Here is a 16,493-nt window from a genome sequence, read left to right as displayed (position 1 = left end):
AGGATCTGTAGATTTAGTTGCAGAGGTACAGCAGCAGTGGGCATAGTAGTTGAGAACGTATCCAAACAATTTGGTAGTTTCAAGGCAGTTGATCAGGTCAGCCTGGAAATTAAGAGTGGTTCGCTAGTTGCATTACTCGGGCCATCGGGATCGGGTAAATCTACGCTACTACGGTTAATTTCAGGTTTAGAAATGCCAGATAGCGGCAAAATCCTGCTTACCGGTAAGGACGCTACATACCAAAGTGTGCAACAACGAAATATTGGCTTTGTATTTCAGCACTATGCCCTATTCAAGCATCTGACTGTTAAGCAAAATATTGCCTTTGGCTTAGAAATTCGTAAGGCACAACCAAAGAAAATTAAGGGGCGGGTAGAACAGTTACTCGAATTGGTGCAATTGACTGGATTAGGCGATCGCTATCCATCACAACTTTCTGGCGGTCAAAGACAACGAGTAGCTTTAGCAAGGGCACTGGCAGTAGAACCTGACGTATTACTTCTAGATGAACCCTTTGGCGCACTTGATGCTAAAGTTCGTAAAGACTTGCGGGCATGGTTACGCCGCCTCCATGATGAGGTTCATGTTACCACAGTTTTCGTTACCCACGACCAAGAGGAAGCAATGGAAGTTTCTGATGAGGTTGTGGTCATGAATAAAGGACGTGTGGAACAAGTAGGGACACCATCTGAAATTTACGATGATCCCGCCACTGCATTTGTAATGAGCTTCATTGGCCCAGTAAACATATTACCTAGTACCTCGAAGATTTTTAAAAGTAGCGGCTTTGATGCGCCACACCCACAAGTATTTTTACGTCCACAAGATGTGATTTTTGAAAAGGTTGCTAACGGTGCTACTACACCTGCCACAGTGAGCCGATTGGTACATTTAGGTTGGGAAATTCAGGTGGAATTAACTTTCGATGACGGGCAAGTAGTGATGGCGCATTTAACACGCGATCGCTTTAATGATTTAGAGTTAGAACCTCTACAGCGAGTGTATGTGAAGCCAAAGGATGCAAAGTCCTTCCCAGTGTCTTATTCAATTTGAATGAGGCAGGAGGCAGGAGGCAGGAGGCAGAAGGTACGAGGCAGGAGGCAGGAGGCAGGAGGCAGGAGGCAGGAGGCAGGAGGTGATATAGCGTTTACTAATCAATACCTTTGCCAAAATAAGAGCCTACAAAAATTTTGGCAAAAATGGCAAAAATACTGATACATGGGCGTTTAGCTGACAAACGAGCTTGGAGGGTCAAACCCAATACCCGTGNAGGTAATACGTAAAAAAAGCTTGCGGGAAACCTTGAAGGAATTTTTAGGACTTATTGTTTTTGCCTAACCCAAGAGACAAGCGAGTTAACATATCAACTCACCCTCGTAAATTGGCGAAGGTATTGCTAATCACATGAGGTACATCATAGTCCCCTCCCCGCAAGCGGGGAGGGGGTTGGGGGTGGGGTTCTTGTACCTCACTCAACTGAGAACCGCTATATTAGCCATCCTAAATCATTCGTAAACAATGAGATCCCCGACTTCTTAGAGAAGTCGGGGATCTTGTTATTGCGATTTTTACCAATCAGATAGGATTGTTATTTATCTGAAATAATTAGCTACCCTTGGTTACACTATCTTCAGGCCCGGCGGTGACAATCACCAGATTTTCTGGCTTAATTAAATCTTCAATTGCCTGTTGCATATTAGCCATAGTGACTGCTTGAATCCGCTGGGGAAACTCTCGGATTTCTGACCGTGAAAGCCCCAAGACAGAATTATCCAAAATGATGCTTGATACACTACTGGGATTAGCTAAATCCACGGGGTAGCTATTGGTAATTGAGCGTTTTGCTGTATTGAATTCAGCCTCAGTTACTCCTTGCTCGCGTAACTGTTTTAGTAGAGCGAGAGTACTGGCGATCGCTTTTTGGGCATCACCAGGAGCAGTTTGCATTTGAATCAAGAACGGCCCAGGATTGATTCCGGCGGCAAAAGCACTATATATACCGTAGGTTAAACCTTGGCGATCGCGCACTTCTGTACCCAGGCGGCTGGCTAAGGTATCACCACCCAAAATTTGATTTAGCACTAGTGCCGCATAATAACGTGGATCTTTCCGAGAGATGCCGTTGTAGCCGATGTATGTGACAGCCTCAGCTTTACCGGGAATTACTTTATTTAGTTGTGTCAAAGTTTTCGGAAATGGTACGGTTGGTATTTTGAGAACAGGTAGCTTACCTGTAGCTTGCCATTTACCAAATACTTCATTTAGCAAAGCTTTTACCTTAACTGAATCAAAGTCTCCAACTAAAGCGATCGTCGTGGCATCTGGTCGGTAGTGTGTCTGGTAGAAAGCAAGCAAATCATCACGAGTAATAGTCTTTAAACTCTCGGCTGTGGGAAAGCTATGGAATGGATGATTTTCAGGGTAAATTGCCTGCTGAAAGACTTGCCTTCCCAAACCTCTAGGGTCATCTAGCTGGACTTTCAGACTTGTCAGTGCCCTTTGGCGGCTCAGTTCTAACTGATCGGCGGGGAAAGTAGCGTTTTCTAACACATCTGCTAGAGTTTGAATCAATATTGGCAGATTTACAGAAAGTCCCTCACCGCTGACGTTAACTCCCTCACGGCTAGCACTGAAGCTCAAACCGGCTCCCAGGTCTTCTAAGGTTTTTGCTAGGGTCAGAGCATTTTTAGTCTGCGTCCCATTCATTAAGTTGCTTGCAGTTAGATTCGCTAATCCAGCTTTTTGATTGCCGTCAAATTCAGTACCAGCGTCAATTTGTCCACTCAGGTTAATAGTGGGAAGATTGCGAGCGCTCAACAGCAAAACCTTCAAACCATTCTTTAAGGTAAACTCTTCTGGTAGCGATTGTTTATTAGAATCTGTCTCTGATGTAGCAGGTGGCAAATATTTTGCTAGTTCTGCTGGATCTACAGGCTTACCAGGGCTGAAATTTTCCACCGTGCGTCCAGAACCAGCGTTAGAAGTCCCTGGTTTACCATCTGGTTGAGTCGGCTCAAAGAAGCCGATGGTTTGTTGAGCCGGATTGAGATAAGTTTTCGCTGCTTTTTGGACTTGAGCAGGAGTCACTTTCGCGATCGCAGCCAGATACCTTTCAATAAAACGATAATCCCCTGCGATCGTTTGATTATATCCCAGTTGATTAGCCTGACTAGTAATATCTTGATTACCCAAAATATACGAGGCTTGCAGTTGCGTCTTCGCCCGCTTCAACTCTTCTGAGGTGACAGGCTGCTCTTGCAATTTTACTAAAGATTCCTGGAGTACCTGGGCAATTTTCCCCAACTCTTGACCGGGAGCCGCTGTAGCATCAATTTCATACCAACCCGGTTCGATGAGTTCGGCAGCACCACCACTCACTGAACTAGCGAGTCCAGATTCCACCAAAGCCTGATAAAGCCGAGAACTACGTCCACCTGTAAGAATGGCATCCATCAAATCAATTGCTGGAACATCAGGATGTTTGATATCTGGCAGAGGATACACCACTTGCAATAGTGCTGTACTTCCAGGTTGCTTGAGGACAATCGGTGCTTTTTTCGCAACAGGGGTAGACGGGGAAGCGTCAGCAATGGAAGAAGATGGCGAGGAATTATCAATTGCTCTCCTGGAATTAGGGAGTGCCGTGTCCTTTTTTGCTCGTTGCGATAACTTACCAAAAGTTTCTTGGACAACTTTGAGTGCGGGTTTTGTGGCAAAATCTCCGGTAATCACCAACGTGGCATTTTCTGGGCTGTAGTAGGTTTGGTAATAATTCCGTACCTGCTCCACCGTGAATTTCTCTACATCGGCTTTTGTGCCTCCCACCGATAAGCCATAGGCTCGATTAGGGAAAGCAGCCCTCATCACTGCCCGACTCAGACGATAGCTTGGTGAATTTTCGTATCCCTGTAACTCGGAGATCACCACCCGCTTTTCACTGGTGAGTTGTTCAGGCCCAATTAAGGAGTTTTCCATGCGATCGGCTTCCAGTGTTAGCAGTGCTTCCAATTTGTCTCGCTGCACTGTGCCAAAATAAGCTGTTTCGTCATAACTAGTAAAAGCATTAAACTGGCTACCCAAAGCACTAAACAACCGTCCAAACTGTACAGGACGGTCATTTGTGCCTTTGAACATCAAATGTTCTAGCTGGTGAGAAATACCATTCTCTCCCTTAACCTCGTTGCGTGAGCCAACTTTATACCAAACTTGCACACTCACCACAGGAGCAGTATGAACTTCTTTGGTTAGTACCGTTAAGCCGTTGTCTAATACCGTTTTTTGCACTCCTTGGGTAAATGAGACAGTAGATACAGGTGCAACGGCTGTTGGTGTTGCAGCATTAGTGAAATTGCCAGGCATTGGCACGATAGTTAAAAGAAGGCTGAGGAAAAATCCTAGAATCATGTATGGTCGCCGTTTCATAAGCAATACAAAATTTCCAATTTTAAAATAAAACCCCAAAGGGTATTTCAAAATCTAAATCTAACTCAAGTTGCTAGTTATGGAGGGATAAGACAAAAATGCAATCAAATCCCCTCAAAAGAAATGTGGCAGGAGATGATATATAAACTTAGGTTCTTCAGTACATAGTATGCTTAACTAATAGTTAAAATGCCAATTCAATAAGCATCTAACTCGGAAATTGTCAAAGTTTCTAAATCCATAACCGGAACGTTTAATCAACTTGATCTTGTTATTAATACCTTCCACAGCACCACTACTTGTCCCATTATCAAAGTAAGCAATTATCTCATCAAACCAACGGATAATAGTATTGTTACTCTTGGGAAAATATTTTTTAGCTTTCGATAACCACATACCGAGTTTAAAAACTCCCGGATACCAATTATCTGTCTTATTAAAAATCTTTCTAAATTTTTCTTTTAATTCATGCATTTCTTTTAAGACAGGAGATACATTCTTGACTTCAGAAAGTTTATTTATTTGCTCTTCATTTAAGTCTGACTCATTTTTAAGTAAAACGTACTTACTATTTTTTAATCCCGATAAAAGTTTTTCATATTCAGCTTTTTGTGCTGATAATTGCGCTTTTTTAATTAATTCTTCTAGACTCCGTTTCTCTCGTTTTCTCTGTGTATCTAATTCTTTATTAATCTGTGTCATTACATGAAATCTATCTGCTACTACTTGAGCATTGGGCATTAATTCTGTGACAACGTTTTTATAACCAACCCACAAATCTATACTCACTTCCTCAATTTGTTCTAAGACCTCATATCCCCATTCTAAAAGGGTTTCCTTCACTACTTCTTGCGTGCGCCCATTTAAAATAGTTACTAGCTTAGATGTATCTAAATCTATTAGTACGGCGCAGTAATTACCCTTGCCCTTAACCAGAGCTATCTCATCGATTCCAAGTCTTTTTATCAGAGAAGGTTTGTCATCAGATAATTCAAGCGAAGCGTCTTTTAACATTCTTTCTATTTCTTCTGTTGTCACTATCCCTTGATCAGCTACACTGTGGATATCGTTTTCTACTACCTCTTGTATTATCTTGTGTGCCAGCCGTTTTGTATAAGTTCTTTTCTGGCTCACGAAATCTAAATTCTCACTAAAGGGTTTTTTACATTCTTCGCATTTGAATTGTCTTCTATTTATTTCTAAAAATACTGGTTTCTCACCGAAAGGTAAATCTTTAACAATGTATCGATGATTTTGATGTAATCTATGGCTTTTTGTACCACAGCGAGGACAAGTACTGTATGATTTTATTGATTCTATTTGTAAAATCATTCCTATCCCGACATGAAGGCGATGTGATATAACTTTCACATCTTTTAAATCTAGAAGCTCTGTTAGTATTTTAATATTTTGTTTCCTGTTCATAACTGTAAATAGACAAAAAATACTTTTCTAGTACTTACAGTTAATAATGAATCTGCGTCCTAAGTCAATTATGTCAAAAGTTTTACTAAATATTTTATGCAATTCTTTATACTTTTTAACCTTCGCAGCTAATAATTTAGCATAGTAAGTACTGAAGAACCTAAACTTATTGCTGCACTACTTTTTGCCTATACCATATCTGGGTACATTTGTTAAAACTACCCAAGGGTTATCAGGTCACAGATAAAATTTTTACAGAATATTAGAAATTATTGCAAATAGATTAACAAGCATTGCAATGTGTTCCATTTTACACGATTGTAGTAATATCTACTTTTAAAATTGGTTTGATACCTGTTGTCATCCCATTCGGGTAAGTATCTCGGTCAAACTAGCAAAAACTTTTTTAGATATGCAAACAAGAAACTTAATTGGATCGTTTACATTAGGTATGCTGTTAACAGCAATACCTGTATTATCAGCTAATGCCTCAGAAGTAGTACCAAATTTATACCAGTTTCAAGGTAAGAACGTCAGCATTAGTTACTCAACGACAAGCTTTATTGGCAAGCCCCTTTTTACCTATAAAGATAAGCAACAGACATTAAACTTCCAAGGTACTGAGCAGATCCGTAGTGTAGAAACAGAAATTGGTACACTAGTAACTGTAACTATCCGTAAGACAGTAGATACTGGCAATACCATATTTACTTTGATCTTACCCCGTGTAAACCTTGGAAAAAGCAACTCAGCCGCAGTAGAAACTAAGGGAATCACAACAACAAATCTCTTTTCTGTGATTCCTAAATTCAACCAGGGGCAAAGACAAACTTATACGACAATCCATTTGACTGGTACAGCCCAAGCTGTCGCGTTTTAACTACACAAGTTCGGTTAAGACAAGACGCGATGAATCGCCGTCTCTACAATAATCAGTTCTTTGTATAAACAGTGATTTATCGCATCTTTAACGATCTAGAATTTTCATCAAAAAACCTTAAACGAACCGTATTGAGGGTGAAGGCAAACAATTATTTACCTTCACCATTATCGTTTAACCCTTTGTCAAGGTTGATATCGCATTATTTATGAAATAGATAAAGTTTATTTTTATTCAATCTTTAATTAAAGATTATCAATACTTTTAAGATATATTATAAAAATAAGTAATTTAGGCGATGCCTACGGCGGTAAACTACGCTCTCTCCCATATTCTCTATAATTACCGTTTAATTTGCTTAGGAAACTTAGGAACTAACAAAGATTGCTCTAATTCCCCTTGCTCATTATAGAATTTTATTTGACCTTGTTCATTACATAACCACACCTCCAAAGCTTGAGCTTCTAAATATAAATTTCTTTTAAATTCCATTTCTTCCAAAGTGTTACCACTTGATTTGACTTCTACACAAATTTCTGGTGCAATAGAAGCTGATACTTCATCTTCAATTTGAGAAAATCTTTCTTCTGAACACCAGACAACATCAGCAACTTTCACACCGTCTGATGTGTTGATAGCACATTCTGGCATTACTTCTCCTGTATTCAAGCAAGATTCTAATAAACGTTGGATTCTTCCTTGATAAAAAGAATGTTTAATTTTGACTGGACTCATAACGATTTGACCCCATTTATTTAATTCAATTTTGAAGGGTAAATCTTGTAATTGTTTGTGTTCGCAAACTTCTTCCCATCTCATAGTTAATATCTGCCTAGAGTGATGATTTAATTTTAACTCATCTATTAATATTGAGACTCACCCTCTGATTGCAGATAAGAGAGTGGAATGAAACCCAGCCTTACTATCTCAATTAATTTATGAAAATTATTGAACAAAATCAGCATCGGCTCCTTTTGCGTTTCCAAAAATCGCTTTGGGGTATATTACTCATTAGTATAACTTTGATTCCATTTGGTCTTTTCCTTTGTTTATTGGGGTTGGTACTCCAGCGTGCTGATTATCCTGGAATCATCGCCGTAGTAAGTGGATGTGTAATGGTTGCAATCAGTCTATATATAATAATTAAAGATACAGAAATTACTACTTATACCTTTGATAAACCCAAAAATTCTATTCTCTGGGAAAGACAAAATCGATTTGAAATTTTACACACAAAATCTGTTGAGTTTCCGTGTCATATTATTTCAGGTATTGAAGTAGAAGATGTCAGTGGTTCTGAAGGAGGAATGGCTTTTTATCCGAGATTAATTTTGGCATCAATCTACTGGCGCTTTTATCTAAAGTCTGATGGTAGCTATGAGAGTGCTGTAAGTATTGCCAAAACGATTGCACAGTTTTTAGATATCCCCTATTTTGCTAACAAATCGGAAGCACCTACTTCAACGCTTGATATGAAAATTATGGCAAACCGAGAACCTGGGCAATCTTCTTGGCAATACCTAGAAAATCAAGTAGAGCTTTTGCGGCAACAGTTAGAGCATCATCCTAACGATCCAGACATTCATCAAGACTTAGGAATTTCGTTGTACTATCTGAATAGATGTATACATCGAAAGGAAGCAGTTACGCATCTGCACCAAGCAGAAAGATTATTTGAGTCTAGAGAGGATAGCGATCGCGCGGCTATTGCAAGGGTAATGACAGCGCTTGTAAGTTGTAACTACTGATGTCGGGGAAAACTTTTTAGTTAGTTTAGCCTCCTAGAGTGGGCAATGCCCACCCTACAAAGTTGCTAAACTTCAACATTCAAAGCACGTACCAAAAAAGCCCATTTATCTGCGGCTTCCTCGATAATTTTAGCCGTGGGTTTACCCGCACCATGTCCGGCTTTAGTCTCAATTCTAATTAGCGTTGGCGCATCACCAGTGTGAGCCTCTTGCAAAGCGGCGGCAAATTTGAAACTATGAGCAGGGACAACGCGATCGTCATGATCGGCTGTGGTAATTAAGGTTGCTGGGTAAGCTGTATCTGGTTTGATGTTGTGTAATGGCGAATAAGCATACAGCGCCGGAAACTCTTCTGGATTATCCGCAGAACCATATTCGGAAGTCCAAGCCCAACCGATGGTAAATTTGTGGAATCGCAACATATCCATAACGCCGACTGCCGGTAAAGCTGCACCAAACAAATCGGGACGTTGCGTTATACAAGCACCCACTAATAAACCGCCGTTACTACCACCTGCGATCGCTAGTTTCTCAGTTTTAGTATACTTGTTAGCAATCAACCACTCAGCAGCACCAATAAAGTCATCAAATACATTCTGCTTTTGATCCTTTATTCCTGCTTGATGCCATTCTTCGCCATATTCTCCACCGCCGCGGATATTGGGCATAACATAGATACCACCCATCTCCATCCACACCAACAAACTCACAGAAAAGCTAGGTGTCATTGAAGCATTAAAACCGCCATAGGCATAGAGATAAGTAGGGTTATTTCCATCTAATTTAATGCCCTTTTTGTGGGTAATAAACATTGGTATTCTAGTACCATCTTTGCTGTGATAAAAGACTTGTTTTGTCTCGTAATCATCAGGATTAAAATCTACCTGTGGTTGACGGAAAAGCTCACTTTTTCCTGTCACTATGTCGTAGCGATAAATAGTGCCTGGTATAGTAAAGCTGGTAAAACTATAAAAAGTTTCAGTATCATAACGCTTACCACCAAAACCTCCGGCTGAACCGAGTCCGGGTAGTTCTACCTCTCGAATAAACGCACCTTTGAGGTCAAAAATTTTTATTTGGCTGTGAGCATCTTTGAGGTAATCAGCAACGAACTGATTATTAAGTATACCGACACTTTCCAAAGTTTCCGCAGATTGGGGAATAATTTCTCGCCAATTTACTGGTGCAGGGTTTTTCGTGTCAATCGCAATAACTCTTCCCCGTGGTGCATTTAAATCTGTGCGAAAATAAAAGACGCTATCATCATTGTCGATAAAGCTATAATCTGCCTCAAATTGATTAATTAGTTCTACGACTTCCGCATTAGGGTTAGTTAAATCTTTGGAAAAAACCAAATTTTTAGAGTCAGTACCTAGCCAAATTGAAATTATTAGATAGCGTCCATCTTCAGTAACACCACCACTAAAACCCCATTCTTTTTGGTCAGGACGATGATAAATTAGTACGTCTTCTGATTGAGATTTCCCTAGTTGATGATAGTAGAGCTTTTGATAATAGTTGACATCTTCTAATTGAGTTTTTTCATTTGGTTCATCGTAGCGACTGTAGAAAAAACCTTGATGATCGTGTGTCCAAGATGCTCCAGAGAATTTAATCCACTTGAGGTGGTCTTGGAGGTCTTCACCAGTTTCAACATCGCGTACTTTCCACTCTTGCCAATCAGAACCAGAGGAGGATAGACCATAAGCTAAAAGTTTACCATCCTCGCTAATCGACAATCCCGAAAGAGCAACAGTGCCATCTTCTGAGAGTTTATTGGGATCTAGTAAAACTTGGGGTTGGTCGTCGAGAGTTTTCAAGGTGTAAAGCACACTTTGATTTTGCAGTCCGTCATTTTTGAAATAAAAGTAACGTTCGCCTTCTTTAAAAGGAATACCGTATTTTTCATAATCCCAAAGTTTGGTGAGGCGCTGTTTAATTTTTTCCCTAGCAGGAATTTCACTCAGGTAGCCAAAAGTAATTTGATTTTGTGCCTCAATCCAAGTTCTTGTTTCTTCGGAGTCAGGATCTTCTAACCAACGGTAAGGATCTGCGACTAAAGTACCGTGGTAATTATCAGCTTGATTGCTCTTATGGCTGGTTGGGTAAGTGAGAGATTTTTCAGAAGAAGGCATAGTCTTAGGTCAAAGTGCTTCTTTACATACTACAAAGATAGACCCAAGACTTGGGGTATACACTCTAATTGGTCTCAAAAAGAAAGCCCCGGCTTCTGACGGGGCAATACGTGCTATTTTTGCTTATAGAACAATTGTACTACTAAAAAATAGTATCAGTTTTAATCGAGGTAGAAGCGTGTACACTTTTCCCTCAAATCGAAGTCTTTTGGTTGATTTAGTTAACGAGTTTTTCTCCTTTCAGCATCCGCGCCGCAGCTTCAAGTAGAGCTTCTTCGAGATAGGGCTTGGTAAAGTAGCCACTAGCACCGAGTTGAGCGGCAATTTGTCTGTGCTTGTCTGCACCCCGCGAGGTGAGCATTGCGATCGGTAAGTGGTTAAGGTTAGAGTCTTTTTGGATGCGAGAGAGTAATTCCAGACCGTCGCAACGGGGCATTTCAATATCGCAAAATACGATATCGCAAGGCAGACCGGAGCGGAGTTTATCCCAAGCTTCCTGACCGTCACGCGCTTGTTCTACGCGATAACCTGCTTTGTTAAATGTCAGGGATAGCAATTCTCGGACTGTGATTGAGTCATCGACAATCAGCACTGTCGGGTCAATCTTCGCGGGAGAGGTATCTGGGGGAGTGAGTTTTTGTTGCCAAGAATTGCCACCAGCTTGTGTAGAAATCCGTCCCTGGAAGATGTCAATTATTTCTAGCACGTCAGCAATGGGCATAATCCGACCATCACCCAAGACTGTAGCACCAGCAACACCAATGGGTTTAGGTGCTGGCCCTTCAAATTGCTTAATTACAATTTCTTGTTCGCTTAACACCAAGTCAATCTGTAGAGCAATCATGGTATTTGCCGATCGCACCACAACCACAGAAACCATATCATCATCTCTGGTGCCGCCATAGACATTACCGCGACTGATTTGGCGATTGAAGGTTAAAAGTTCCTTCAGGGGTCGGAATGGTAGCACTGTATCGCGCCAGGAAATAAATGATTGCCCATTGTCATCGTGCTGAATATTTTTGACTGGAATATCTAGCGTATCTTCTACGCCGTCCATCGGGAAGGCGATCCTGGCGCGATCGGAGACGCAGCAAAGAGCTTTACAAATACTCAGAGTCAGTGGTAAACGAATCGTGAAGGTGGTTCCCTTGCCGATCGCAGAATCGGTGTTAACTGTTCCCCGAATTTCGCTAATCTCGGAGCGCACCACGTCCATACCGACGCCACGACCAGAAATTTCATCGGCTTGGTCTTTAATCGTAAAACCAGACTGGAATAGTAGATCGTAGACTTCCAGGCGAGACATCGCTTTTGCCTGCGCTTCTGTAATCATGCCAATTTTCACCGCCTTAGCCTTAACCCTGGCGGAATCGATACCTGCGCCATCATCGCCTACAGAAATGATCGTTTGGTTGCCTTGGTGGAAGGCACGGATAGTAATGATTCCTACAGATGGTTTACCAGCAGCTTGCCTCTCTTCTGGCGTTTCAATACCGTGAGCGATCGCATTATTCAACATATGAGTCAGCGGATCGGTAAGATGATCCAAAATCATCTTGTCAATTAAGGTCTCGCCACCTTCGATCACCAACTCTACTTGTTTGCCACACTTAATGGCGTTGTCGCGCACTCCTCGCCGCCAGCGATCGATAGTTTGAGCAAAAGGCACCATTCGCGCTCTAGTTAATCCCTCTTGTAGCTGGGTGGTTACTTGGCGGAACTGCCTGGCAACTCGTTCGGTTTCTTCGGTAACAAAATCAATGTCACTAGCCGACTCACGCACTCGTACAATACGTTCAATCATCTGCTGTGAGAGTGTGTGGAAGGGAGTAAAACGATCCATTTCTAGTTCGCTAAAACCCCGATCGGCATTAAAATCAGGAGCTTGTAAGCCGCCGGGGTCTTTCTTTTTGCGTCCAGCTAACAGAGACGCTTCCAGTAGCGATCGCTCGTACAACTCCTGCATCCTTGCACCTACATCTGAGAGTTGTTGTACCTGAATCAGCAAGTTATCTAATGACTGTCGTAGTCGTTCATGATCCTGCTCTAAGGTATTGCGATTTACCACCAACTCCCCAACTAAATTACTCATATCGTCCAGTTGCTTAACTGGAACCTTCATCGTTTCTTCAAATCTGGCAGCCCGACGAGTAGAGGGACGGTTAGCTTGGCTGGTGTTCGATTTTACTACAGTAGAATGGGATATTGTTTGATTTGCTTCTGCCAGCAACTTTTCTAAGTCACCAAATTCATCTTTTATAACTGGTGATGGAATAGTATTTTTAGCTGAGACTGGTTGAGTGTTGAAAGGCTGGCGTTGACGTAGCCCGTCATAGACATCGCTGTTGTTATCTGTGCTTAGTAAGTCTTCCAGGGCAGCAAAATCTACTTCTGGTATCTTCTTAGCTTTGGGGATGGGTGCTACTTCCTCTCCTAATAATGCTGCCAAGTCTGCAAATTCATCTTCTTGAGAAACTATTTCAGTGGTTTCTGTAAACAATAAATTATTTTCAACAACTGTGTTTTCTGTTAATTCAAAGGTAGTTTCTAAATTATTATTTTCCTCTATTTCTAAAACTTCTAGGCTTGTCTGGGCTGAATCTGAACTTTCCCCAAAACTGATAGTTTCTGATAGTTCATCCACAGTATTCTCTGTGGTTTCCATCTGAATATAGGTCAATTCATTTATAGCGACATCCTCAGAGTCGAACAAATCATCTAACTGTGCTTGGAATGATGCTGAATCTGAATTTTCCTCAAAACTGATAGTTTCTGATAGTTCATCCACAGTATTCTCTGTGGTGTCCATCTGAATATAGGTCAATTCATTTGTAGCGACATCTTCAAACAGCAGTTGTGGATTCTCATCGAAAGAACCGAACAATTCACTTGGCTGTGTTTCGGGTGATGCTGAATCTGAATTTTCCCCAAAACTGATAGTTTCTGATAGTTCATCCACAGTATTCTCTGTGGTTTCCATCTGAATATAGGTCAATTCATTTGTAGCGACATCTTCGGAGTCGAACAAATCATCTAGCTGTGCTTGGAATANATGCTGAATCTGAATTTTCCTCAAAACTGATAGTTTCTGATAGTTCATCCACAGTATTCTCTGTGGTGTCCATCTGAATATAGGTCAATTCATTTGTAGCGACATCTTCAAACAGCAGTTGTGGATTTTCATCGAAAGAACCGAACAATTCACTTGGCTGTGCTTCGGGTGGCGCTGAATCTGAAGTTTCCCCAAAACTGATAGTTTCTGATAGCTCATCCACAGTATTTTCTGTGGTTTCCATCTGAATATAGGTCAATTCATTTGTAACTACATCTTCAAACAGCAGTTGCGGATTCTCATCGAAAGAGCCTAATAAATTAACTTCCAGATCAACAGCAGATATTTCCGGGGTCTGATTAGCAAATTCTGGAACAAAATCTAAAGATTCTGGTTGTTGCGGTCTGAGAATTTCTTCTCCAGGATGCTGTGCGAACAAAAGCGTCTCAGGCGTGGAGGTATCGTTGATTACAGGAGAAATAGTTGAGCTACTTGATGTTAATTCATCAAATAAATTATCTCCAGAATCTGATGATATTAAATCTAGCGGTTCTTGATGCTGGAAATTAATATCAAAATCTTCTTCTATATCAAAACTGGCTATAGGAGAAGATATGGATTGCTGATTATCAGCAAAAATGTCATCAGCCGCCGCAGTAAACAAACTTTCATCTAACGCCCTTTCCACATTCTGCTCAATTAAGGAATCAAATTCGTCCTTTTCCTCTGTGGTTTCCTGGTTCCAGAAGTTGCTCAGATCGTTTTCTGATTGAGAAAACTCAGGTTCTGTTACTGGAGGTGTATCAAATAAATCACTGATTTCTGGTTCACTTGTCGATAGTTGTGGCTGTTCTTCCATTTCAGCAAACAGGTTGTCCAAAGACAAGTCTGTTGGCTGGGGTAATTCTATGTAGTCACTAGGGGTAATTTCTTCTACCCAATTTGCATTTTTATTTTCTAAGAATAAGTTATCAAAATTGTTTTGTTGGTTGGTAGATAGTTCCACACTGGCGAACGGCTCAGTTTCTGGTTGAGTAACTTCGCCTGTTGGCAATAGTTCATCATCATCTAACTCCAGTGTCAAGAAATCTTCGACTACACTATTTTGGACAATCTCGCTAGTAGTCTGGTTTGTATCACTAGAAATATCAATAAATTCTTGTAAAAGTTCGGAAGAAGATGAGTCTAAATTTATATCAAATTCGTTAATATCGCTCAACTCTAAAGGCGTAGCAGATATTTGTTGATTTTGCGGTTCTGAATTATCTTTTTCTAGGAAATGGTCGCCAAATAACAGGGATAAATCTTCTGTTGTAGCTGTGGTTGTTGGGTGTAGTGCATTGCTTATATCTTCATTAAAGGAGAGTAAGTCAGATAAATCGTTATGAGCGTCTTCAGCCTCAGTGCTGCTCAAATCAATTCCAAAGTCATCGGTAGTAACAATATCTAAGGTTTCTTCTTGATGCCAGCTTTCATCTAGTTCGGGAGTCTCACCGTCAAATAAATCGGCAAGGGTATTTAACTCAGCTATTCCTACCTCTGGCCCATTGGGATCGAGATTGTTACTGATTGGATGTGCTTCGTCATGTGTGGTGAAAGTAAGACTAGTGTTTCTACTTTCATTTAGTGGTGTTCCTTGTAACTGAAGGGAGGGGCGTTCATCAGAGACGTTGGCGTAGCTATGTTCTTCAGTTGTCTGGGCTAACGCCTTGGTGTCACCAGATAGAATTGACTCTGATTCTGTCAAAACCGGAGATTGTTCTTCAAATAAATCAGGGGTAATTTCTAATAACTCAATTTCTGCAAAGCTTAAAAGTGCTTCTAGTTGCTGACTAATTGCAATTTCGGCTTCTCTACCTTGCAGAACTAATTCTTGAGCTTGTTTTATTTCGGTAATGACAATTTTAGCTAAACTCAGATAAGTATTTTCGGGATTGCCGATCGCACTGGCTGCTGCTTGACACAAACCACACCATTTGGGCAAATTCCAAGTTTTACCAAGTTTGACTAACTGGTGACAGCATTGCTGGAGGTTTTGCCGAGTTGAAGGTGTTGTAGTTTGCTTAAATAATTGCAACATTTCCCGCAGTGTTTGCAGCACTTGGGCTTGAAACTCGCTCCAGTTATTATTTTCTTTAGCGGTGACTGACGATAGCGCAGCGTTAGCGAGTCCGCGAGCGTCTAGCGCCTCTTGGGGTGCTACCGAGTCTGGAGATTCCTGATGGGTGTATTCTGCCAGATCGGGAATATCTCGCCGCATGAAAATTTCTGTAAGTGTGGAGACATTCTCTATAGAGGTTGTGAGTTCTGTTGCGTCAGAAGTGTTGACTACTCCACTCTTTGCTTGTTCTACAAGTAGTTCCAGATGCTGATACAGCCATTGAAAGACTGGCTCAGTTTCTGACATCAAAGTATTAGCTGCATCTTCAGAAAGACCATAAGGCCCACTCAAATGCTCTAACAGCGATTTTAGGGTATCAGAGACACCAAGAAATAAAGACTCTAACTTTTGGTCAATCTGAACCGGATTATCTTTGAGAATTTTGAAACAATCTTCCAGACGGTGGGAGGTATGCTGGATGCTAGTCAATCCAAGCATCGCCGCTCCTCCTTTGATGGAGTGAGCCGCCCGGAAGACCTCACTGATCATTTCCGGGTCGTTTAGAGTACCCTCTAAATTCAGCAAGCCCTGCTCAATGGTATTCAGGTGATCCCTGGCTTCTTCGATAAAGTAACCCAAAATCCGCTGTTGTTGTTCCGGCAGCATAGTTTTTTAGTCAAGAGTCATTAGTCATTGGTCATTGGTCATTGGTCATTGGTCATTAGTC

Annotated in this window: 7 protein-coding genes and 1 pseudogene; 3 read left to right on the top strand and 5 right to left on the bottom strand. The window is 41.1% G+C overall.

The genetic code is table 11. The features are described from left to right. Positions 1-36 precede the first annotated feature (36 nt). Positions 37-1,053 carry a sulfate/molybdate ABC transporter ATP-binding protein gene (locus CDG76_RS29070; RefSeq protein ID WP_094352325.1) on the top strand — a complete coding sequence of 339 codons (1,017 nt, stop codon included), beginning with the start codon at positions 37-39 and terminating at the stop codon, positions 1,051-1,053. 552 nt (positions 1,054-1,605) lie between these two features. Here the strand turns inward: CDG76_RS29070 and CDG76_RS29065 are convergent. Together CDG76_RS29065 and CDG76_RS29060 are read right to left on the bottom strand one after the other, a co-directional pair. Continuing rightward, entirely contained in the window at positions 1,606-4,422 is a 2,817-nt protein-coding gene (locus CDG76_RS29065; RefSeq protein ID WP_094352324.1) for a M16 family metallopeptidase, read from the bottom strand. Between the two features lie 177 nt (positions 4,423-4,599). Then, the gene (locus CDG76_RS29060; RefSeq protein WP_442946355.1) at positions 4,600-5,847 is read right to left on the bottom strand and encodes an ISL3 family transposase; all 1,248 of its coding nucleotides are present in this window, start codon (positions 5,845-5,847) and stop codon (positions 4,600-4,602) included. Positions 5,848-6,259: 412 nt separating this feature from the next. Between CDG76_RS29060 and CDG76_RS29055 the strand changes: the two genes are divergently transcribed. Continuing rightward, the gene (locus tag CDG76_RS29055; RefSeq protein ID WP_223265442.1) at positions 6,260-6,727 is read left to right on the top strand and encodes a hypothetical protein; all 468 of its coding nucleotides are present in this window, start codon (positions 6,260-6,262) and stop codon (positions 6,725-6,727) included. A gap of 342 nt (positions 6,728-7,069) precedes the next feature. Here CDG76_RS29055 and CDG76_RS29050 read toward each other — a convergent pair whose 3' ends face one another. Continuing rightward, entirely contained in the window at positions 7,070-7,546 is a 477-nt protein-coding gene (locus CDG76_RS29050) for a Uma2 family endonuclease (protein WP_094352323.1), read from the bottom strand. Between the two features lie 119 nt (positions 7,547-7,665). Between CDG76_RS29050 and CDG76_RS29045 the strand changes: the two genes are divergently transcribed. Continuing rightward, positions 7,666-8,475, top strand: coding sequence for a tetratricopeptide repeat protein (locus CDG76_RS29045; protein WP_094352322.1), 810 nt, complete (start codon positions 7,666-7,668; stop codon positions 8,473-8,475). A gap of 65 nt (positions 8,476-8,540) precedes the next feature. Here the strand turns inward: CDG76_RS29045 and CDG76_RS29040 are convergent, their stop codons facing one another. Both CDG76_RS29040 and CDG76_RS38710 read right to left on the bottom strand, forming a co-directional pair. Then, positions 8,541-10,610, bottom strand: a complete 2,070-nt coding sequence (locus CDG76_RS29040) for a prolyl oligopeptidase family serine peptidase (protein ID WP_094352321.1) — start codon at positions 10,608-10,610, stop codon at positions 8,541-8,543. 217 nt (positions 10,611-10,827) lie between these two features. Continuing rightward, a pseudogene (locus CDG76_RS38710) lies at positions 10,828-16,432 on the bottom strand (response regulator). Positions 16,433-16,493 lie beyond the last annotated feature (61 nt).

The organism is Nostoc sp. 'Peltigera membranacea cyanobiont' 210A, from assembly GCF_002246015.1.
Taxonomy (GTDB): Bacteria; Cyanobacteriota; Cyanobacteriia; order Cyanobacteriales; family Nostocaceae; genus Nostoc.
This window is presented reverse-complemented; position numbering and strand designations above follow the sequence as displayed.

What these genes read in the sequence shown, in the direction of transcription:
- CDG76_RS29065 (WP_094352324.1), bottom strand. Translation starts at nt 4,422, where the DNA reads ATGAAACGGCGACCATACATGATTCTAGGATTTTTCCTCAGCCTTCTT.
- CDG76_RS29060 (WP_442946355.1), bottom strand. Translation starts at nt 5,847, where the DNA reads ATGAACAGGAAACAAAATATTAAAATACTAACAGAGCTTCTAGATTTA.
- CDG76_RS29055 (WP_223265442.1), top strand. Translation starts at nt 6,260, where the DNA reads ATGCAAACAAGAAACTTAATTGGATCGTTTACATTAGGTATGCTGTTA.
- CDG76_RS29050 (WP_094352323.1), bottom strand. Translation starts at nt 7,546, where the DNA reads ATGAGATGGGAAGAAGTTTGCGAACACAAACAATTACAAGATTTACCC.
- CDG76_RS29045 (WP_094352322.1), top strand. Translation starts at nt 7,666, where the DNA reads ATGAAAATTATTGAACAAAATCAGCATCGGCTCCTTTTGCGTTTCCAA.
- CDG76_RS29040 (WP_094352321.1), bottom strand. Translation starts at nt 10,610, where the DNA reads ATGCCTTCTTCTGAAAAATCTCTCACTTACCCAACCAGCCATAAGAGC.